The organism is Pseudomonas silensiensis (genome assembly GCF_050434865.1).
GTDB classification, from domain to species: Bacteria; Pseudomonadota; Gammaproteobacteria; order Pseudomonadales; family Pseudomonadaceae; genus Aquipseudomonas; species Aquipseudomonas fluorescens_W.
Map to the genome: position 1 here is coordinate 47,750 of NZ_JBNDJH010000034.1, position 17,775 is coordinate 65,524.

At 58.9% G+C, this 17,775-nt stretch carries 13 protein-coding genes and 2 pseudogenes; 14 read left to right on the forward strand and 1 reads right to left on the reverse strand.

What is annotated here, in order from left to right:
* From QF010_RS31560 to QF010_RS31620, 13 genes and pseudogenes are all read left to right on the forward strand, one after another.
* Positions 1-1,707 (forward strand): ATP-binding SpoIIE family protein phosphatase, encoded by a 1,707-nt coding sequence (locus tag QF010_RS31560; protein ID WP_429534619.1) that lies wholly within the window; start codon positions 1-3, stop codon positions 1,705-1,707.
* A gap of 30 nt (positions 1,708-1,737) precedes the next feature.
* The gene (locus tag QF010_RS31565; protein WP_429534620.1) at positions 1,738-2,106 is read left to right on the forward strand and encodes an Hpt domain-containing protein; all 369 of its coding nucleotides are present in this window, start codon (positions 1,738-1,740) and stop codon (positions 2,104-2,106) included.
* 83 nt (positions 2,107-2,189) lie between these two features.
* Positions 2,190-3,551: a flagellar hook-length control protein FliK gene (locus tag QF010_RS31570; protein WP_429534621.1), complete on the forward strand. Its 1,362-nt coding sequence runs from the start codon at positions 2,190-2,192 to the stop codon at positions 3,549-3,551.
* Between the two features lie 207 nt (positions 3,552-3,758).
* Positions 3,759-4,259, forward strand: a complete 501-nt coding sequence (gene fliL / locus QF010_RS31575; RefSeq protein WP_033055987.1) for a flagellar basal body-associated protein FliL — start codon at positions 3,759-3,761, stop codon at positions 4,257-4,259.
* Positions 4,260-4,268: 9 nt separating this feature from the next.
* Positions 4,269-5,237, forward strand: a complete 969-nt coding sequence (fliM, locus tag QF010_RS31580) for a flagellar motor switch protein FliM (RefSeq protein ID WP_033055988.1) — start codon at positions 4,269-4,271, stop codon at positions 5,235-5,237.
* 72 nt (positions 5,238-5,309) lie between these two features.
* The gene (fliN, locus tag QF010_RS31585; RefSeq protein WP_033056085.1) at positions 5,310-5,768 is read left to right on the forward strand and encodes a flagellar motor switch protein FliN; all 459 of its coding nucleotides are present in this window, start codon (positions 5,310-5,312) and stop codon (positions 5,766-5,768) included.
* Positions 5,769-6,215 carry a flagellar biosynthetic protein FliO gene (gene fliO / locus QF010_RS31590; RefSeq protein WP_033055990.1) on the forward strand — a complete coding sequence of 149 codons (447 nt, stop codon included), beginning with the start codon at positions 5,769-5,771 and terminating at the stop codon, positions 6,213-6,215.
* Positions 6,215-6,973, forward strand: a complete 759-nt coding sequence (gene fliP, locus QF010_RS31595; RefSeq protein ID WP_033055992.1) for a flagellar type III secretion system pore protein FliP — start codon at positions 6,215-6,217, stop codon at positions 6,971-6,973. The genes fliO and fliP overlap by 1 nt, the downstream gene beginning before the upstream one ends.
* Positions 6,970-7,239, forward strand: coding sequence for a flagellar biosynthesis protein FliQ (fliQ, locus tag QF010_RS31600; protein WP_007948918.1), 270 nt, complete (start codon positions 6,970-6,972; stop codon positions 7,237-7,239). Before fliP ends, fliQ begins: the two co-directional genes overlap by 4 nt.
* Before the next feature lie 3 nt (positions 7,240-7,242).
* The gene (gene fliR / locus QF010_RS31605) at positions 7,243-8,025 is read left to right on the forward strand and encodes a flagellar biosynthetic protein FliR (RefSeq protein WP_033055993.1); all 783 of its coding nucleotides are present in this window, start codon (positions 7,243-7,245) and stop codon (positions 8,023-8,025) included.
* Positions 8,026-8,028: 3 nt separating this feature from the next.
* Positions 8,029-9,168, forward strand: coding sequence for a flagellar biosynthesis protein FlhB (gene flhB / locus QF010_RS31610; RefSeq protein WP_033055994.1), 1,140 nt, complete (start codon positions 8,029-8,031; stop codon positions 9,166-9,168).
* 177 nt (positions 9,169-9,345) lie between these two features.
* Entirely contained in the window at positions 9,346-10,005 is a 660-nt protein-coding gene (locus QF010_RS31615; protein WP_429534622.1) for a hypothetical protein, read from the forward strand.
* Positions 10,006-10,056: 51 nt separating this feature from the next.
* Positions 10,057-10,740 (forward strand): annotated as a pseudogene (locus QF010_RS31620) (EscU/YscU/HrcU family type III secretion system export apparatus switch protein); the annotation flags it as partial.
* Positions 10,741-11,136: 396 nt separating this feature from the next.
* Here the strand turns inward: QF010_RS31620 and QF010_RS31625 are convergent.
* Positions 11,137-15,303 (reverse strand): YncE family protein, encoded by a 4,167-nt coding sequence (locus QF010_RS31625; protein WP_429534623.1) that lies wholly within the window; start codon positions 15,301-15,303, stop codon positions 11,137-11,139.
* Between the two features lie 237 nt (positions 15,304-15,540).
* Here QF010_RS31625 and QF010_RS31630 point away from each other — a divergent pair.
* Positions 15,541-17,775 (forward strand): annotated as a pseudogene (locus QF010_RS31630) (hypothetical protein); the annotation flags it as partial.

Below are 17,775 nucleotides of genomic sequence, written 5' to 3' on the forward strand. Positions count from 1 at the left end.
ATGCAGCCCTTGTTCGAACCGCTGACGATCCTGATCGCCGAAGACAGTGCGGCCGATCGCATGCTGCTGTCGACCATTGTTCGTCGCCAGGGGCATGAGGTGCTGACGGCCGCCAACGGTGCCGAAGCCGTTGAAGCGTTTCGCCAGCAACGACCGCAACTGGTGCTCATGGACGCGATGATGCCGGTGATGGACGGTTTCGAAGCGGCGCAGCAGATCAAGGTATTGGCAGGGGAAACCCTGGTGCCGATCATCTTCCTCACCTCGCTGACCGAAAGCGAAGCGCTGGCCCGCTGTCTGGAGGCCGGGGGCGACGACTTTCTGGCAAAACCCTACAACCAGGTGATCCTCGCCGCCAAGATCAAGGCGATGGACCGCTTGCGGCGGTTGCAGGCCACGGTGTTGCAGCAGCGCGACCAGATCGCCAGGCACCACGACTACCTGCTCAACGAGCAGCGCGTGGCCAAAGCCGTGTTCGACAAGGTGGCCCACTCCGGCTGCCTGAGTGCACCGAATATTCGTTACCTGCAATCGCCCTATGCGTTGTTCAACGGCGATCTGTTGCTGGCCGCGTTTACCCCGGCCGGCGACATGCACGTGCTGCTCGGCGATTTTACCGGTCACGGTTTGCCGGCTGCGGTCGGTGCCATGCCCTTGGCCGAAGTGTTCTATGGCATGACCGCCAAGGGTTATGGCCTGTCCGAAACCCTGCGCGAGATGAATGCCAAGCTCAAGCGCATCCTGCCGGTGGACATGTTCTGTTGTGCGACGCTGCTGTGCCTGAGTTTTCAGCGACGCTCGGTGGAGGTCTGGAACGGCGGAATGCCGGACGGTTACCTGCGCAGCATCGCCAGCGGTGAGCGAACGCCGCTGACGGCTCGGCATTTGCCGCTCGGCGTGCTGAGCCCGCAATCTTTTGATGACCGCACCGAGGTGTTTCCGATGGCGGTCGGGGATCGGGTCTTCCTGTTGTCCGACGGGGTGATCGATACCTGCGATGCCAACGAACAGTTGTTTGGTGTGGAGCGATTGGAGCAGGTGTTTGCGGCCAATCGTCAGCCTGATGAGTTGTTCGAAGAGATCGAGCAGGCGTTGCGGGACTTCCGCGGCGAGGCCCGTGATGACGTGAGCATGGTCGAGGTCAGTCTGCTGGAGGCCGCACAACTGAGCCCGCCGGCGCTGGTGTATTCCGACAGTGGTCAGTCCTGCCCGCTGGACTGGTCAGTGAGTTTCGAATTTCGCGCCGCCACGCTCAAACGCTTCAATCCGCTGCCGTATCTTCTGCAATTGCTGCTTGAGGTCCACGGTCTGCGGGCTCAGAGCGGGGCGCTTTACAGTGTGTTGGCCGAACTGTATTCCAATGCCCTGGAGCATGGAGTGCTGGGGCTGGATTCGGCGCTCAAGCGCGATGCCTCGGGCTTTACCCGCTATTATCAGCAACGCAATGCACGTCTGGACGAGTTGCAGGACGGTTTCGTGCGGGTGCATTTGCAGGTGGCACCCAAAGGCGAGGGCGGGTGCCTGACGGTTCGGGTTGAAGACAGTGGCAAGGGTTTCGATGTCGCGCGGGTGATGGAGCGGCCCGTCGATGGTGTCCGTCTGTCGGGGCGTGGCGTCAGTCTGATCCGTCAGCTGGGCCACAATGCGAGTTGGTCCGACGATGGACGAAGTGCCCGCGTGGAGTTTTTCTGGGAGGCTCTGGCATAATCCACGCATTCTTGATCAAGGAGTGAGCAAGTGGCTGACACACACCTGGACCGCGACGTGCTGAACGCGTTGCAAGAGGTCATGGAGGATGAGTATCCGATGTTGCTGGATACCTTTCTCGCCGATTCCGAAGAGCGTTTACGCATCTTGCGAATGGCTGGAGATGCCGCGCAACTCATGAATGCTGCCCATAGTTTCAAGGGCAGCAGCAGTAACATGGGCGCCATTCGCCTGGCCGAGTTGTGCCAGGAGCTGGAGGAGCGCGCCAAGCAAAAAAGCCTCGCGGGCATCGAAAAGCTGATCGGGGAAATTGATGGCGAATTTGCCATTGTCCGGCCTCTCTATGAGGCGGAGCGTCAGCGTTCCCTCTCAGCCAATGAGACCGTCCGGCGCTTTTAGCGCCTGTCACTCAAACCTGGCGCGACCCTTGCACTACTCTCCGTCAACTGTACCTACGATCCCAGTGCAGCGGAGACTGTTCCATGCCCGTTACCCCCAATATGCTTCTTCAGGCCGCCGCGCAAGCCAAGACTCAAGCCGCTTCCGCCAATACACCGGCGCCGGCCGCTGAGCCTGGGGACAAGGCGTCCAGCTTCGCTCAGGTCTACGCCAATCAAGCCCAGAACAAACCTTCTGCGCCGGGTGATGGATCGGTCAAGCCGATACGCGATAAAACGCCGGACAGCCCCGATAAAAAGGACGTCAGGAACGACAAGTCTGCCGCCCCGGAACCTGCGGTTGCCGATAGCGGCAAATCCTTGCCCGCCGATAAGCCGGCGCAGGCTGACGACGATGCCGCCAGCGATGACGGGTCGGATACTGCGCAGACGCCGGTTGCCGATACCGCGCCCGTTGACCCGACGCTGGATCCTGCGTTGATGCAGGCAGTGCAACCTGCGGTGCCAGCGCCGGTACCGGCAGCTCCACCCGTTGTGGTCACCTCACAACCGCAGGTCGAGGTAGCTATGACGGCGGCAACGACACCGGTCGTTGCAAGCACTGACACCAATTTCGATCCCGAAGCCGATCCCCTCGACGCACTGCCCGCCGTGCGCATGGCCATGGAGCAGGGCGGCCATATTTCGGCGGCGAGTCAGGCCCAGCCCAAAGCGGCACCGACCTCGGCCCAGGCCCAGGCTGACGGCGAAGCTACTTCGGCGCAGAACTTCGCTGCCGGCATGGCGAGCATGCTCGATGTGCAGGCCGACAAGGACAGCACCGGCCAGGGCGGCGACAAGGCCTTCAGCGGTCTTATCGATGACGGTCTCAAGGACCTGAAGTCCGCGACTAGCGATACCCGGGTCGACGATTTCGCCAACCGCCTGGCGGCACTGACCCAGGCGGCCACGCCGAAAACCGCGAACGCATTGCCGGTGAATCAACCGATCGCCATGCATCAGAGCGGCTGGACCGAAGAAGTCGTGAACCGGGTCATGTACCTGTCCAGTGCCAATCTCAAGGCGGCCGACATCCAGTTGCAACCGGCTGAGCTGGGGCGCCTGGACATTCGGGTGAACATGGTTCCGGATCAGCAGACCCAAGTGACGTTCATGAGCGCCCATCCAAGTGTTCGCGAAGCGCTGGACGGGCAGATGCATCGCTTGCGTGACATGTTTGCGCAGCAGGGCATGGGCCAGGTCGACGTCAACGTTTCCGATCAGTCCCGTGGCTGGCAGGGTCAGGGGCAGGAACAGGCTCAACAGGGTCAAAGCCAGGGTGGACGCACCAGCGCCAGCGGTGGTCGCCTAGACTCCATGGATGATGAGCTTGCGCCAACAGTTGCCGAAGTAGCGGCCAGCACCACCAGCGTCATCGGCTCCAGCGCCGTCGACTACTACGCCTGATAATGCGGCGCCCCTAAAAGATCGCAGCCTTCGGCAGCTCCTACATTGGATTGTGTACATCCTGTAGGAGCTGCCGAAGGCTGCGATCTTTTGATTTTCGGTCACGGTCGACCGTCCTTCCCGTTTTCCCTCAGACACTTCTGGCATAACACTTGCTCTTGCCTTGCCGTGCGACTGTGAAAACCCGAATAGTGACGGATTATTGGCATGGCGAAGAGCGAAGCAGCAGTAAAAGACCCCGCAACCAAAGGCAAACTCAAGCTGATCATTGTGATCGTGGTGGCCCTGCTGCTGGCGATCGGTTTGTCCGTGGGAGCGACCTGGTTCTTCATGCACAGCGCCCAGAGCAAGCCTGCCGCCGCAGCTGAAACCGCCCCGGTCGGCAAGCAGCCAGCGATTTTCGAGCCCATGGCTCCGGCCTTCGTGGCCAATTACAACCAGAACGGTCGTCAGCGCTACATGCAGGTGAGCATCACCATGCAGGGTCGCAATCAGGCCGATTTGGAAGCGCTCAAAGTCCACATGCCCGTCATCCGCAATAACCTGGTCATGCTGTTCTCCGGACAGGATTTCGCCACGCTGGCATCGCCGGTCGGCCAGGAAATGCTGCGTCAGAAAGCTACGGCCAGCGTCCAGGAAGTGGCGCAGAAAGAACTCGGCAAAGTGGTCATCGAACAGTTGCTTTTCACTAATTTCGTACTGCAGTAGGAACACGACATGGCCGTGCAGGACCTGCTGTCCCAGGATGAGATCGATGCGCTGTTGCATGGTGTCGACGATGGTCTGGTACAGACCGATACCGCTGCTGAACCCGGCAGTGTCAAAAGCTACGACCTGACCAGCCAGGATCGCATCGTCCGCGGACGCATGCCGACCCTGGAGATGATCAACGAGCGTTTCGCCCGTTACACCCGCATCAGCATGTTCAACATGCTGCGCCGCTCGGCGGACGTTGCCGTCGGTGGCGTGCAGGTGATGAAGTTCGGCGAATACGTGCACTCGCTATACGTGCCGACCAGCCTCAACCTGGTCAAGATCAAACCGTTGCGCGGCACCGCGTTGTTCATCCTCGACGCCAAACTGGTGTTCAAACTGGTGGACAACTTCTTTGGCGGCGACGGCCGCCACGCGAAGATCGAAGGGCGTGAATTCACCCCTACCGAACTGCGTGTGGTGCGCATGGTGCTGGAACAGGCCTTCGTCGATTTGAAGGAAGCCTGGCAGGCGATCATGGAAGTGAACTTCGAGTACATCAACTCGGAAGTGAACCCGGCCATGGCCAACATCGTCGGCCCGAGCGAAGCCGTTGTGGTGTCGACCTTCCACATCGAACTCGATGGTGGTGGCGGCGACCTGCACGTGACCATGCCGTACTCGATGATCGAACCTGTACGTGAAATGCTCGATGCCGGCTTCCAGTCGGACCTCGACGATCAGGACGAGCGCTGGATCAATGCCTTGCGCCAGGACGTGCTGGACGTTGACGTACCGATCGGTGCCACGGTTGCCCGTCGTCAGTTGCGCCTGCGAGACATTCTGCACATGCAGCCGGGGGACATTATCCCGGTTGAGATACCGGAAGAGATGATCATGCGCGCCAACGGCGTGCCTGCGTTCAAGGTCAAGATGGGGTCGCACAAAGGCAACCTCGCGTTGCAAGTGATCGAGCCGATCGAGCGCCGCTGACCGGCGCTCCAAACCCCCTGTGCTTTTAACTGACGGCTCCTGATTGAATGGATGCCCGCCGAGGACAAATTGATGGCTAACGATATGAACACCCAGGACGACCAGGCGCTGGCCGATGAATGGGCTGCGGCACTGGAAGAAACCGGCGACGTCGGGCAGAACGACATCGACGCCTTGCTGGCCGCCGACGCCGCCAGTTCGTCGTCCAACCGTCTGCCGATGGAAGAGTTCGGCAGCGTGCCGAAAAACAACGAACCGGTCACCCTCGACGGTCCGAACCTGGACGTGATTCTCGATATCCCGGTGTCGATTTCCATGGAAGTCGGCAGCACCGACATCAACATCCGCAACTTGCTGCAGCTTAACCAGGGTTCGGTGATCGAGCTTGATCGTCTGGCCGGTGAACCGCTGGACGTGCTGGTCAACGGCACGCTCATCGCTCACGGTGAAGTGGTGGTGGTCAACGAGAAGTTCGGCATCCGCCTGACCGACGTGATCAGCCCAAGCGAACGCATCAAGAAGTTGCGCTGAGTGAAAAAGGTTCTGGGGGTTTTGCTCGGCTTGCCGTTCAGCGTTCTGGCTGCCGAGCCGGTAGCGACCGCTGCCAGCGCCGCCGCACCCGCGGTCAGCAGCGGTGTGGCCGGGCAATTGACGCAGTTGGTGTTCGGTTTGCTGCTGGTGCTGGGGTTGATCTTCTTCCTCGCCTGGCTGTTGCGCCGGGTCCAGCAGGCCGGGCCGGCCGGCAAGGGGCAGGTGATCGAGCTGATCGGTTCCCGCGCGCTGGGTCCGCGTGACCGTCTGATGCTGGTGCAGGTCGGCAACGAGCAGATTCTGCTTGGCTTGAGCCCCGGCACCATCACCGCATTGCACGTGCTCAAGGAGCCGGTGCAAATGCCCAGCGGTACTGAAAAAGCGACCCCTGAGTTTGCCCAGCGCCTGATGGAGCTGATGGGCAAGGATCATAAGGATAAGAAGTAATGGGTGCGCTACGCATCACCTTGACGCTGGCCCTGATGCTGGTCGCGCCGCTGGCGTTCGCCGCCGATCCGTTGTCGATCCCGGCAATCACTCTGGGCACCAATGCCGCGGGCGCTCAAGAATACTCGGTCAGCCTGCAAATCCTGCTGATCATGACTGCGCTGAGTTTTATCCCGGCGTTCGTCATGCTAATGACCAGTTTTACCCGGATCATCATCGTCTTCTCGATCCTGCGTCAGGCCCTCGGCCTGCAACAAACGCCGTCGAACCAGATCCTCACGGGCATGGCGCTGTTCCTGACCCTGTTCATCATGGCGCCGGTCTTCGATCGGGTTAATCAGGATGCCTTGCAGCCGTATCTGGCGGAGAAACTCACCGCGCAGGATGCGGTGGCCAAGGCACAGGTGCCGATCAAGGATTTCATGCTCGCCCAGACTCGCAGCAGCGATCTGGAGTTGTTCATGCGCTTGTCCAAACGCACTGATATCGCGTCGCCGGATCAGGCTCCGCTGACGATTCTGGTCCCGGCGTTCGTCACCTCCGAGCTGAAAACCGCGTTCCAGATTGGCTTCATGATCTTCATTCCGTTCCTGATCATCGACCTGGTCGTGGCCAGTGTGCTGATGGCCATGGGTATGATGATGCTCTCGCCGCTGATCATTTCGTTGCCATTCAAGATCATGCTGTTCGTGCTGGTGGATGGCTGGGCGTTGATCATCGGTACGCTGGCGAGCAGCTTCGGCGGTGTATCGCCATGACGCCAGAAGTTGCGGTAGACATCTTCCGGGAAGCACTGTGGCTGACCACCATGATGGTTGCCGTGCTGGTGATTCCGAGTTTGCTCGTGGGTCTGTTGGTGGCGATGTTCCAGGCCGCTACGCAGATCAACGAACAGACCTTGAGCTTCTTGCCGCGCCTGCTGGTGATGCTGGTGACGTTGATCGTCGCCGGTCCGTGGCTAGTGCAGACCTTCATGGAATACATCCTGCAGTTGTACGGCAGTATTCCTCAGGTCATCGGCTAAACCATGTCACTGCTCCAGCTGACCGATACCCAGATCAGTACCTGGGTGGCGACGTTCATGCTGCCGCTGTTTCGTGTCGGTGCCTTGCTGATGGTCATGCCGGTTTTCGGTACGACCCTGGTGCCCAAGCGAGTGCGCCTTTATTTCACCCTGGCGATCACGGTAGTGATTGCCCCCGGGTTACCGCCGATGCCTCCGGTTAACGCGCTGGACTTGAGCGGGCTGCTGCTGATTGCCGAGCAGATCCTCGTCGGTGCAGTGCTGGGTTTCTCCTTGCAGCTATTCTTCCAGGCCTTTGTGGTCGCAGGGCAGATCGTCTCGATTCAGATGGGCATGGGCTTCGCTTCCATGGTCGACCCCACCAACGGCGTGTCGGTGGCAGTGATCGGGCAGTTTTTCACCATGCTGGTGACGCTGCTGTTCCTGGCCATGAATGGCCATCTGGTGGTCTTCGAAGTCCTCACCGAAAGCTTCACTACGCTGCCGGTCGGCAGCGGGTTGATGGTCAATCATTTCTGGGAGCTGGCCGGCAAACTGGGTTGGGTCCTCGGGGCGGCGCTGATGCTGGTGCTGCCGGCAATCACCGCGCTGCTGGTGGTCAACATCGCGTTTGGCGTGATGACCCGGGCGGCACCGCAACTCAACATTTTCTCCATCGGCTTCCCGTTGACCCTGGTGCTCGGGTTATTCATCGTCTGGGTCGGGCTGGCGGATATCATCAATCAGTACCAACCGCTGGCCTCCGAGGCCTTGCAGTGGCTACGCGAACTGGCAAAGGCGCGCTGAGTCATGTCAGAGAGCGAAAGCGGTCAGGACAAAACAGAAGACCCCACGGACAAAAAGAAAAAGGACGCCCGTGAGAAGGGAGAGATTGCGCGCTCCAAAGAGCTCAATACCCTGGCGATCATGCTCGCCGGCGCTGGTGGCCTGCTGATTTTCGGTGGTGCGCTGGCGCAGGACCTGATGGAACTGATGCGCCTGAACTTCTCGCTGTCGCGGGAGGTGCTGTTGGATCAGCGCTACATGGGCATCTACCTGCTGCACTCGGGGCAGATTGCCTTGCTGGCGATTCAGCCAGTGATGATCACTTTATTGCTCGCCGCTCTGATCGGGCCGATTTCGCTGGGTGGCTGGCTGTTCTCCGCTGGCACCATGGCGCCCAAGTTCAGCCGCATGAACCCCGCCGCCGGCCTCAAGCGCATGTTCTCGTCCAAGGCCATAGCGGAACTGCTTAAGGCCCTCGCAAAATTTTTCATCGTGTTGTTCGTGGCCCTGGCGGTGTTGTCCTCGGACATTGATGACCTGCTGCGCATCGCCCATGAACCCTTGGACATGGCGATCATTCACAGCCTGCAAGTGGTCGGCTGGAGCACCTTGTGGATGGCCTGCGGGCTGATCATCATCGCCGCCGTGGACGTGCCGATACAGCTCTGGGAAAGCATCAAGAAACTGAAGATGACCAAGCAGGAAGTGCGCGACGAACACAAGGATCAGGAAGGGCGGCCGGAGGTCAAACAGCGGATTCGCCAGCTGCAGCGCGAAATGTCCCAGCGCCGGATGATGGCGGCGGTCCCCGACGCCGATGTGGTCATCACCAACCCGACCCACTACGCCGTAGCGCTCAAGTACGATCCGGACAAGGGTGGGGCGCCGATGCTGATCGCCAAGGGCAGCGATTTCCTGGCCTTGAAGATCCGTGAAATCGCTGTGGCCAACGAAGTGCTGCTGCTTGAGTCGCCGGCACTGGCGCGTTCGATCTACTACTCCACCGAACTTGACCAGGAAATCCCCGGCGGGCTCTACCTTGCCGTCGCCCAGGTACTCGCTTACGTCTACCAGATCCGCCAGCACCGCGCCGGGAAGGGCAAACGCCCGGATCCGCTCAAGGGCGACCTGCCAATTCCGCCGGACCTGCGACGCGATTCCTGAGAGTCGCCGTCCGTCTGAAAACGCTGTGTACCTGTTAGTTCTGACAGTAGACACACTTCCCCTTAAGCGTTGTCATGGCCTTGGGAATTCTCCCGTTCGATGTCCTTGCCATGGTCGTTCAATGATCGGATTGATCACCATGGAGGGGCGTTCATTAAGGCATTTGAGGTGACGGTCATGGCAGAGCGTGAATACAGAAAGCTTCAAGGGATGGCGTTGGAATTTGTTTCGGGAGTCCTGGAGGAGAATCAGCTAGAGCGCACGATCAGCTACTCGGCAACGTTCAACCTGACGCTGGACTTTACGCATTTTGTGCAGGTGGCCAATGCCTATATTCCGGGTTACCTGAGCAACCCTATCAATGCGATTCGCCCCGAACTGGACGGGTTCGGCTACCACTATGCTTACAATTACTTCTTCGATGCTGCTGGCAATATTGGTGATAACCGCGCGTTGTTCGATGTTTTCACGTCCCCTCGTTATTACATGGATCAGTGGTCAAGTGGAGGGCTGGAAGAGCGTTATCACAAACCGCAATTCAGTGTGGTCGATGGCCGTTTGCAGGTTGTCTCGCGCAAGGATTTTCGTTGGGAGAACAAGCGAGAGATCAACGTCGAAGACCTGCCGGTCATTCGCTTTCAATGGGCGCTTAACCTCATGCTGGGGCACGACTTTTTTGATCAGAAGGCACCTTCATCCGTCGTGGTGCTCGGTTATGCCGAGGAGGATTTTGTAGAGGTGGAAGGTCTTCAAATGCATAGAGGTACGCGGTACATGGTCGGCAGCGCGCTTCAGTTCGGTCCGATCAACAACGAGCAGATTTTGACGGCGCGTTGATCCCTATTTGCAATCCATTGCGTTTGTAGCAGCTGTCGAGCCTGCGAGGTTGTGTTTGAGCCAGGTTCGATGGCGCCTAAACTGAGCCGCATAAACCTCGGCGCCGGGCTGAAAAGGATGTTCTTGGGCAAGGCCCTGGTGGATTTTTCATCGTGCTGTTCGTGGTGCTGGTGGTGTTGTCCTCAGGCATCGACGACCTGATGCGCATCGCTCACCAGCCGTTGAACATGGCGATCATTCATAGCCTGCAAGTGGTCGGTTGGAGCACGTTGTGGATGGTCTGCGGGTTGATCATCATCGCCGCCATCGACGTGCCGATGCAGCTGTGGAAAAGCCACAAAAAGCTGCTGATGACCAAGCAGGAAGTGCGCGACGAACACAAGGATCAGGAAGGGCGGCCAGAGGTCAAACAACTACTCCGTAGCGCTCAAGTACGAACCGGACAAGGGCAGGGCGCCGATGCTGATCGCCAAGGGTAGCGACTTCCTTGCCTTGAAGATCCGTGAAGTCGCTGTGGCTAACAAAGTGCTGCTACTTGAGTCGCCGGCGCTGGCGCGTTCTATTTACTACTTGACCGAGCTTGACCAGGAAATCCCCGGCGGGCTCTATCTTGCCGTCGCCCAAGTGCTCGCTTACGTCTATCAGATACGCCAGCACCGCGCCGGCAAGGGCAAGCGCCCGGATCCGCTCAAGGACGACTTGCCGATTCCGCCGTATTTGTGGCGTGACTCGTAATTACTGCGGTGATAGTTCCGGCCGCATCGCGAGCAAGCTCGCTCCCACACTGGATCTGTGTCATTCCACAATAGTGTGATCGACGCAGAACTAATGTGGGAGCGAGCTCGCTCGCGATGAACAATAACCGGGTCTACCTGACAAAATCCTTATGGCCTGACCCTATGCCCCCACCGGCTTAACTGGATATCCGTTGTCTAGCACCTTCTCGATCAGCAACAACCCCAGCTCCAGCATTTGATGGACGTGATTGGGCGACGGTTGCGGGCGCAGATAGCGTCATAAACAAAAACGGGCGACCTCAGGGTCGCCCGTTTTTTGGGGTTGATACTGCTGCGCCTTCCGGGCGTGAAGCGACAGACCACGATTAATATCGTGGTCTGTCCCCGGATTTTCTTAAAGCTGTATGACAGAAATATATTCTGAGGAATATTCACTTACCAGCGCTAGTGTTCCCGTGTGATTGACGACGACGCAAAGTGGCCGTCTTAAATCCGAAATAATGTCGGTTATTGCGTAGGTATCTGTGTTAATGGTGACCAGAGAATCAGCGCCAACCCCTCCTATCGAATTAGTCACAATATATGCTCGCCGACTGACAGGATTGAAGGCGATATCAAGGGGGTATGGAACGGTGTAAATTTCTTTAGTAATTCCAAAGGTTTCGGTGCTTAGAACTTTTAAGTTTCCAAAATAAGTAGCGTAGTTTGCACCATAGGCAATTTTGTCCCACGGACTGAAAGCAATTGCTGAGCACCGATCAAATCCATGAACTGTACCAACATGAGCGCCGGTGGTCGAATTATGAACAGCTACCGGCCTTGGTGAATTACCAGAGTCGGATGCATTATAAACATGCCGGTCATCTGGAGAGATAAATAAGTTTACGGGGCTAGGGGTATTGGTGCTTGATACAATTTTCCCGGTCTCGGTATTGATTATTATCAAACTATTGAAGCCATTGAAGTCACCTACATAAAGAAGAGATCCGTCCTTATTAATTGCGAGTGAATATAAGCCATGATTTGGGCCGCCTCGGATTGGGATGGGACTGACAATTAAATTTCTTTCCGTGTCTATCACAATTACTGATGTGCTAGCAGAGCTTACATATAGGAGTGGTTTGCTCGGATGAAGAACCAAGTGACGTGGGGAACGCAAGCTACCTTGGCCGTCATCTACAATAACGTGGACGGTATATGTTTTCAGATCAATCACTGAAATAAAGTTAGCGTGGGTTACATAGGCCTTGGTACTCTCGCGATTGATAACAATTCGACCCGCACCAGTCCCCACCTTAATCTTCCGGATAATCCCCATGGACCGCTTCACCGTATAACCCATCACCGGACAAACCACAGCCTTCGACAACTCCTCACTGCCATCCAGCGTGATCTTGAACTCCACGGTAATCCGCCCATCCATCGGCACGTCCTGCAACCAATCGCGCCACACGGCCTTGTCCTTCAACCCGTTCGCCGCCTCCGCTGCGCTGATTTGATAAGCCTCCAGCACGTTCAACACATCACCGTCAGGCCGGGTGCACGTCAACCACACCCGCTGCCGCGCAGCACTAAACGGCCAAGGTTCTACCGTGACACTCGCATCGCCTTCGAAGGTGTTCAGGTCCAGCACCTTGTCATCTGAAGCCTGAGGGATTTTAGGCGCCGGCAGCGCCTCATCCTGTTCGGGGATGTTCAGCACGTTCAGCGAAAAGGTTTGCGAAGGTTGTGAGGTACCGTTGCGCGTGACGGTGTAACTGACGGTCACTGGCTTGCCCAGGTTGAAGGCAATCACCGACACCGGCACCTGGATCTCGCGACCGATACTGCTGATCGGGGCCGGCTTGGTGGTGTGCGAACCGTCGCCGGGGGAACCGCTCCAGGTCACACTCAACAGGTCGGTAGGTAGCAGGTCGCCCTGAGGAACCACCACGGTCAGGCTGTCCTTGGCGGCGATTGGGCTCAGACTGGCGCCACTGGCTTCTTTAACGGAAGGCGGGTTCAGCGTCAGGGCGGATCGGACGGTATAGGTGCGGAGCGGGAAAGTCACCGCCGTCGCGGCATCGGCCACCTTGTCGAAGTTCACCTTGAAGGTAATCTTCACATCACTGCCGTCTTTCAGGGTTTTCAGCCACGCCACCGCGGCCGGTGTCACCAGGTCCGCTGGAAGCGCGTTATGGGCCACGCCTTCCCAGACCACCTGTTCGATCGCAGCGCCATTTTCGTCGATCCCGTCATAACGTAACCACACGCACTGCCCTGAGGCTTGCAAAGGCCACTGAGCAACCCTGAGCTGCTCGGTGCCGACCAGGTTGGTGATATCGAGTTCGGCTCCGGAAAAGCCATCAATGATGGGGGTCGTCAGGCTGCCATCCTGATTCTGAATGGGCTGCACGGCCAGAGACAGGGCCTCCGAGGGCGGTTGCGGTGTGCCGTTGCGGGTGACCGTGTAGGTCACCGTCACTGGCTTGCCCAGGTTGAAGGCCACCACGCTGTTGGGGATCGGGATGTCCCTGATGCCGACGGTGCCCACCTCGACCGGAACCGAGGTGTGCGAGCCGTCACCGGGCGTGCCAGCCCAGGTCGCGCTCAGCTTGTCCGTGCCCAGCATGCCGGTGTAGTGCGGCACGAGGATGGTCAAGGTTTTCTGCGCGTCGACCGGATTGAGGCTGGTACCGTTGGCCTCTTTCACACTCGCGGGCTTCAACTCCAACGCCGCCCCCACGCTGAACGTCAACGCATTCGAAAAACTGGTCCCGCCCGCCGCCCGTTTGATCGAGTACGAAGCCGCGACCGTGCCCCCTTCGTTGCCCTTGATCAGTTCCGCCTTGATGTTGAACGGCACCGGTTGGCCGGCGGTGAACGAGCTCAGTTTGACCCAGTCGCTGGCCGTGCCGGTCTTGGACCCCACCCACTCATAAGTCACCACGTCATCCTTGACCGTATTCAGGTACTCCACGGTCAGCGTGGTGCCCGGCCGGTCCGGCGGGAGCACGCCGTCGACGACGCCTTCAACCTTCGGCTCCGGCAGTTCCAGGCGCGGTTCGCCAACCTGCAGCGGCGCCAGGTGCAGCGATTCGCGGATGGCGTGGGTGGCGTTGACCCGGTTGAAGGTGGCCAGCAGCGTATCCTCGATCAGCAGCTGGTAATACAGTTCCAGGGTGCCACCCTTGATGGGCGTGAGGTGCTCGCCCGCGACCGTGATGAACAGCGATTCACCGGCCTCGATCTCGCCCTTTGTGATCGGATGCAGCGGCAGGTCGGGCAAGTAGGTGCCGAAGTCCGGCCGGGTGCCGAGCCAGAACAGCTTGATCGCCTGGCCGGCGGCGAACGATTTGTCGAAGGGGATTTCGATGCGCGTGCGCGGCAGCTCCGGGTCGATGGCGCCTTGCTGGGCGTCCTCGGCAATCGGCGCCTTGAGGCGCTGGATTTCGCCGATGAAGCGGATGAATTGGCCCTTGGACTGCAGGTCGGCGCTGCCATCGGCTTTTTTCAGGCGATAGGAAAACACCACCTGGGTCTTGGCCAGTTGCTTGAGCACCGCGTTGGGCACTTTCCGCTCGTGGATACTAGGGACATTGTCCAGTGGTTCGCCCTGGATCTCGAGGTCGACCGGTGCGCCCTCCACCGGAGTGCCCCTGACCCGAACGAAGATGATGTCGCCCAGCTTGAAGTTGTTGTCGATGGCCAGGATCTGCACGGTTCCGTCTGCGTCGCCCAGCTTGTCGACGTCGAGTACATTGTTCTGGGCCTCCTTGAGGATGGGCGCGGTGAGGCGCGTCTTGTCGACGCCGACCACCACCCGCTGCTCGGCGCTCCAGTCTTCGGAGCGGTTGTCGACCACGTCGTAGACTTCGAAGGCCACGGCCAGGCCGCTGCTGTCCGAATCGCCCGCGTCACGGATGGTGGCTTCGTCGACCAGCACGACAATGGGATTGTTCGCAGGGTCCTTGACCTGAGCCTCGGTCAGCGGCTCACTGAGCACGAACTTGCCACCCCAGGTCACCTGGATCACATCACCCGCCGCCATGTGGGGGTAAGGCTGGATAGTGATCGGCACCCCATCCGCGACGTTGTCCTTGTCGATGCCGCCGTCGAGGATTTCTTTGGGGATCGTCATGTGCAGTTCGGAATGGCCGGGCGTGTCGCCATTCTGGTCCTGGCCGCCGGGCCGGTTGAGCTTGACGAACACCTTCATGGCCTCGGAAGGCTCTGTTGTGCCGCCCAGACGGGTGACGCTGTACGACACGTCATGGACACCGTCGGCGATTCGCGCCGCCGGGATGAACATCGTCAGCTCGGTGCCTTTCTCCTTCTGATCAACGGTCTCCTGTAGCACCTGGTTGCCGGCGCTCCAGAAAATCACCAGCTTGTCGCCGACGTCCATGTTGCCCCAGGGCCCGGCCTGGCATTGCAGGCCCTGGCGCGGGAAGTTGTCGAGCGCGGCGGCAATGTTGATGCCCCATTCACCGGTGGGCGTGGGGCCGGTGCGACCGGGGATTTTCAGCTCTCGCAGGACCAGCACGCTGCTGTCCGGGGAGATGGGGGGTTGGTTAGTCATGGGGAGACTCCTGTCGGGGATAGAGCTGACGGAGTTATTCAATGCCTGATGAGGTGGAACTGGCTACTGTCAGAAATAACAGGTGAGCAATGTTTCCAGACGAACGGTTGGCCCTGTTTGGCGTATTGCGCACTACCACCCGTCGGAATCCATCCCCGACCTGTTATTTCTGACAGTAGCCAGCTTTGTGGGAGTGCGCCTTAAATAAGGCCTTCAACCCTCTCAAGAGCCTCCATCATGAGCATTTTCAGCCCCCTCCTGTTTCCTCTGGTCGAGCCTGGCACCGGTACGGGGTTGTTCGCGCTCAGGCCTTTGTTTATTGCAGGCATGACCCGGCCCGTGGTGGAGGGCGACGGCGGTATCAACATTGCCGTGTTGAGCGACTATCCCGATGGCGTGCTGTGTGTCATCGATCCGTACATGGGTATGGAAGTCGGGGATCAGCACGATATTTTTTGGGGGCTGCAGAAGATCTGGCACAAGGAAGTCTTGCCGGAAGAGCTCAATAAGCGTTTGTTTTTTTACCTGCCGACGAAGGACATCGTCTCCGGTTGGGTCGAAACCGTGCATTACCAATTGACCCGCAAGGGCTCGACCACACCCGATGACCCGTCGGTGCCGTTGCGGCTGCTGGTCAAGCTCGACGAACCGGGAGGGGACGATAAATTTCCTCATCTGCCCGGCCATTCGGAGCTCAAGCCAGTCGGGATGCCGGAGGATGTGAGGCTAAACGGCGTCACAGCCGAATGGGCGGAAAAAGGTGTGCCGTTAACCGTACCGAAATATACGGGCATAAGGGTGCGCGACGTCATTTATGTGTACTGGGGCAGCGTGCGTCTGCCACCTCACGTCGTTACCCAGGCCCAGGCCGATGGCATTGACCCTGTCATCGTTGACGCGAATCAGGAGGCGATTCTCGCCGGGGGGGACAGTGCCGCACTGCTGGTGGAGTACGAGGTGCGCGATGAGGTTTGGAACTGGTCCCAAAAACGCTCTCTGAGCACTAGGGTGCTGGTCGACGCCGGCGCCTGGCGGCTGGAACAGCCGATTATCAAGGAGTCGATTAATGGCGTGATCGACCTGATCAAGCTGGGCAAAGCCAACGTCACGGTACAGATTCATGTCCGCACGGACGATTTCGATATCGGCGATACCGTGGTGATGACTTGGATCGGCACGCCGGTTCATGGCGAGTCGCTGATTCACCGCAGCAAGCCCACGCGAATCGACAATATTCCGAGCATTCTTGATCTGATGGTACCGAACGCCGCTGTTCGCGCCATTGCCATGGGCAAGGCGGATGCTTCCTATGTGTTGACCAAAACCGATGGCAGCCCGCCGTTATCATCCAAACGCACCTTTGCCAATGTGGTCGGTGAAATCTCGCAGTTGCCGGCCCCGACCATTCGCGAAGTCATCGGCGATACGCTGGAACCCACGGAAGGCATGGCGACGGTGGACATCGGGCCTTCTCCGCTGATCAAGGGCGGGGACCTGATCGATCTGGTCTGGCTGGGAACCAAATCCGACAACCAACCGTACCTGCATGAAATACCGCACCTTGTCAGCGATGGCGAGGCCGGAAAAGCCATCACGCTGTACGTGGAGGCGGAGCACATCAAGGTGCTTGAAAACGGCAAGCTCAACCTGTTTTACCGGGTCTCCAATGATAAGTCGGCGCTCTATGGTGTCAGTGAATCAGAACACACGTTTATCAATGTGGAGGCCGTTCGCGCCGAGCTGCTCGCGCCCAAAGTCGTGGAAGCTCCGGACAACTTTCTTGACCCGGCATGGGTACCTGGCAGCGCCACCTTGCGCATTGGTTACCTGGGGACAGCGGCAGGCGATGTGTTGACATATTACTGGAACGGGCCCACTGCCGCCGGCAGTACCAGCGACTGGATACCGATCACCACCATCATCGCTGGTAAACCGGTGGATTTTCGCATCAACGAGCAATTCATTACGCGGAATTTGAATCAGCAGGTCGAAGTGCGCTACACCCTCTTGCGTGCGGCTACGGGTAAGCACAGCTATTCGGCGGTGTTGGAGTTGTATGTGGGTAAGGAGGTTAAGCCGAGCATCGACAAGGTCACCGACTCGCAGTTGCGGGACATCGTCAACCGCGGCACGACCGTCGATACCACGGTGATTCTGACGGGCAAGGCGACACCTAACCTGAAGGTCATCATTACCGATAACGACGCTCTGCCGCAGACGGTCGAGGTCGGGCCCGACGGGATCTGGACCTCGACCCGTACGGGGTTGACCCTGACCGCGCACAACTTTGTTGCCAAAGCAGCCTATGGCTCCGGTGTGGAGTCGCCTGCCTGGGGTGTGAATGTGGTGGCAGAGGTGCAGCCGAGCATCGACAAGGTCACCGACTCGCAGTTGCGGGATATCGCCAACCGCGGCACGACCGTCGACACCACGGTGATCCTGACGGGCAAGGCGACACCAAACCTGAAGGTC

What these genes read in the sequence shown, in the direction of transcription:
- QF010_RS31560 (WP_429534619.1), top strand. Translation starts at nt 1, where the DNA reads ATGCAGCCCTTGTTCGAACCGCTGACGATCCTGATCGCCGAAGACAGT.
- QF010_RS31570 (WP_429534621.1), top strand. Translation starts at nt 2,190, where the DNA reads ATGCCCGTTACCCCCAATATGCTTCTTCAGGCCGCCGCGCAAGCCAAG.
- fliL (WP_033055987.1), top strand. Translation starts at nt 3,759, where the DNA reads ATGGCGAAGAGCGAAGCAGCAGTAAAAGACCCCGCAACCAAAGGCAAA.
- fliM (WP_033055988.1), top strand. Translation starts at nt 4,269, where the DNA reads ATGGCCGTGCAGGACCTGCTGTCCCAGGATGAGATCGATGCGCTGTTG.
- fliN (WP_033056085.1), top strand. Translation starts at nt 5,310, where the DNA reads ATGGCTAACGATATGAACACCCAGGACGACCAGGCGCTGGCCGATGAA.
- fliP (WP_033055992.1), top strand. Translation starts at nt 6,215, where the DNA reads ATGGGTGCGCTACGCATCACCTTGACGCTGGCCCTGATGCTGGTCGCG.
- fliQ (WP_007948918.1), top strand. Translation starts at nt 6,970, where the DNA reads ATGACGCCAGAAGTTGCGGTAGACATCTTCCGGGAAGCACTGTGGCTG.
- fliR (WP_033055993.1), top strand. Translation starts at nt 7,243, where the DNA reads ATGTCACTGCTCCAGCTGACCGATACCCAGATCAGTACCTGGGTGGCG.
- flhB (WP_033055994.1), top strand. Translation starts at nt 8,029, where the DNA reads ATGTCAGAGAGCGAAAGCGGTCAGGACAAAACAGAAGACCCCACGGAC.
- QF010_RS31615 (WP_429534622.1), top strand. Translation starts at nt 9,346, where the DNA reads ATGGCAGAGCGTGAATACAGAAAGCTTCAAGGGATGGCGTTGGAATTT.
- QF010_RS31625 (WP_429534623.1), bottom strand. Translation starts at nt 15,303, where the DNA reads ATGACTAACCAACCCCCCATCTCCCCGGACAGCAGCGTGCTGGTCCTG.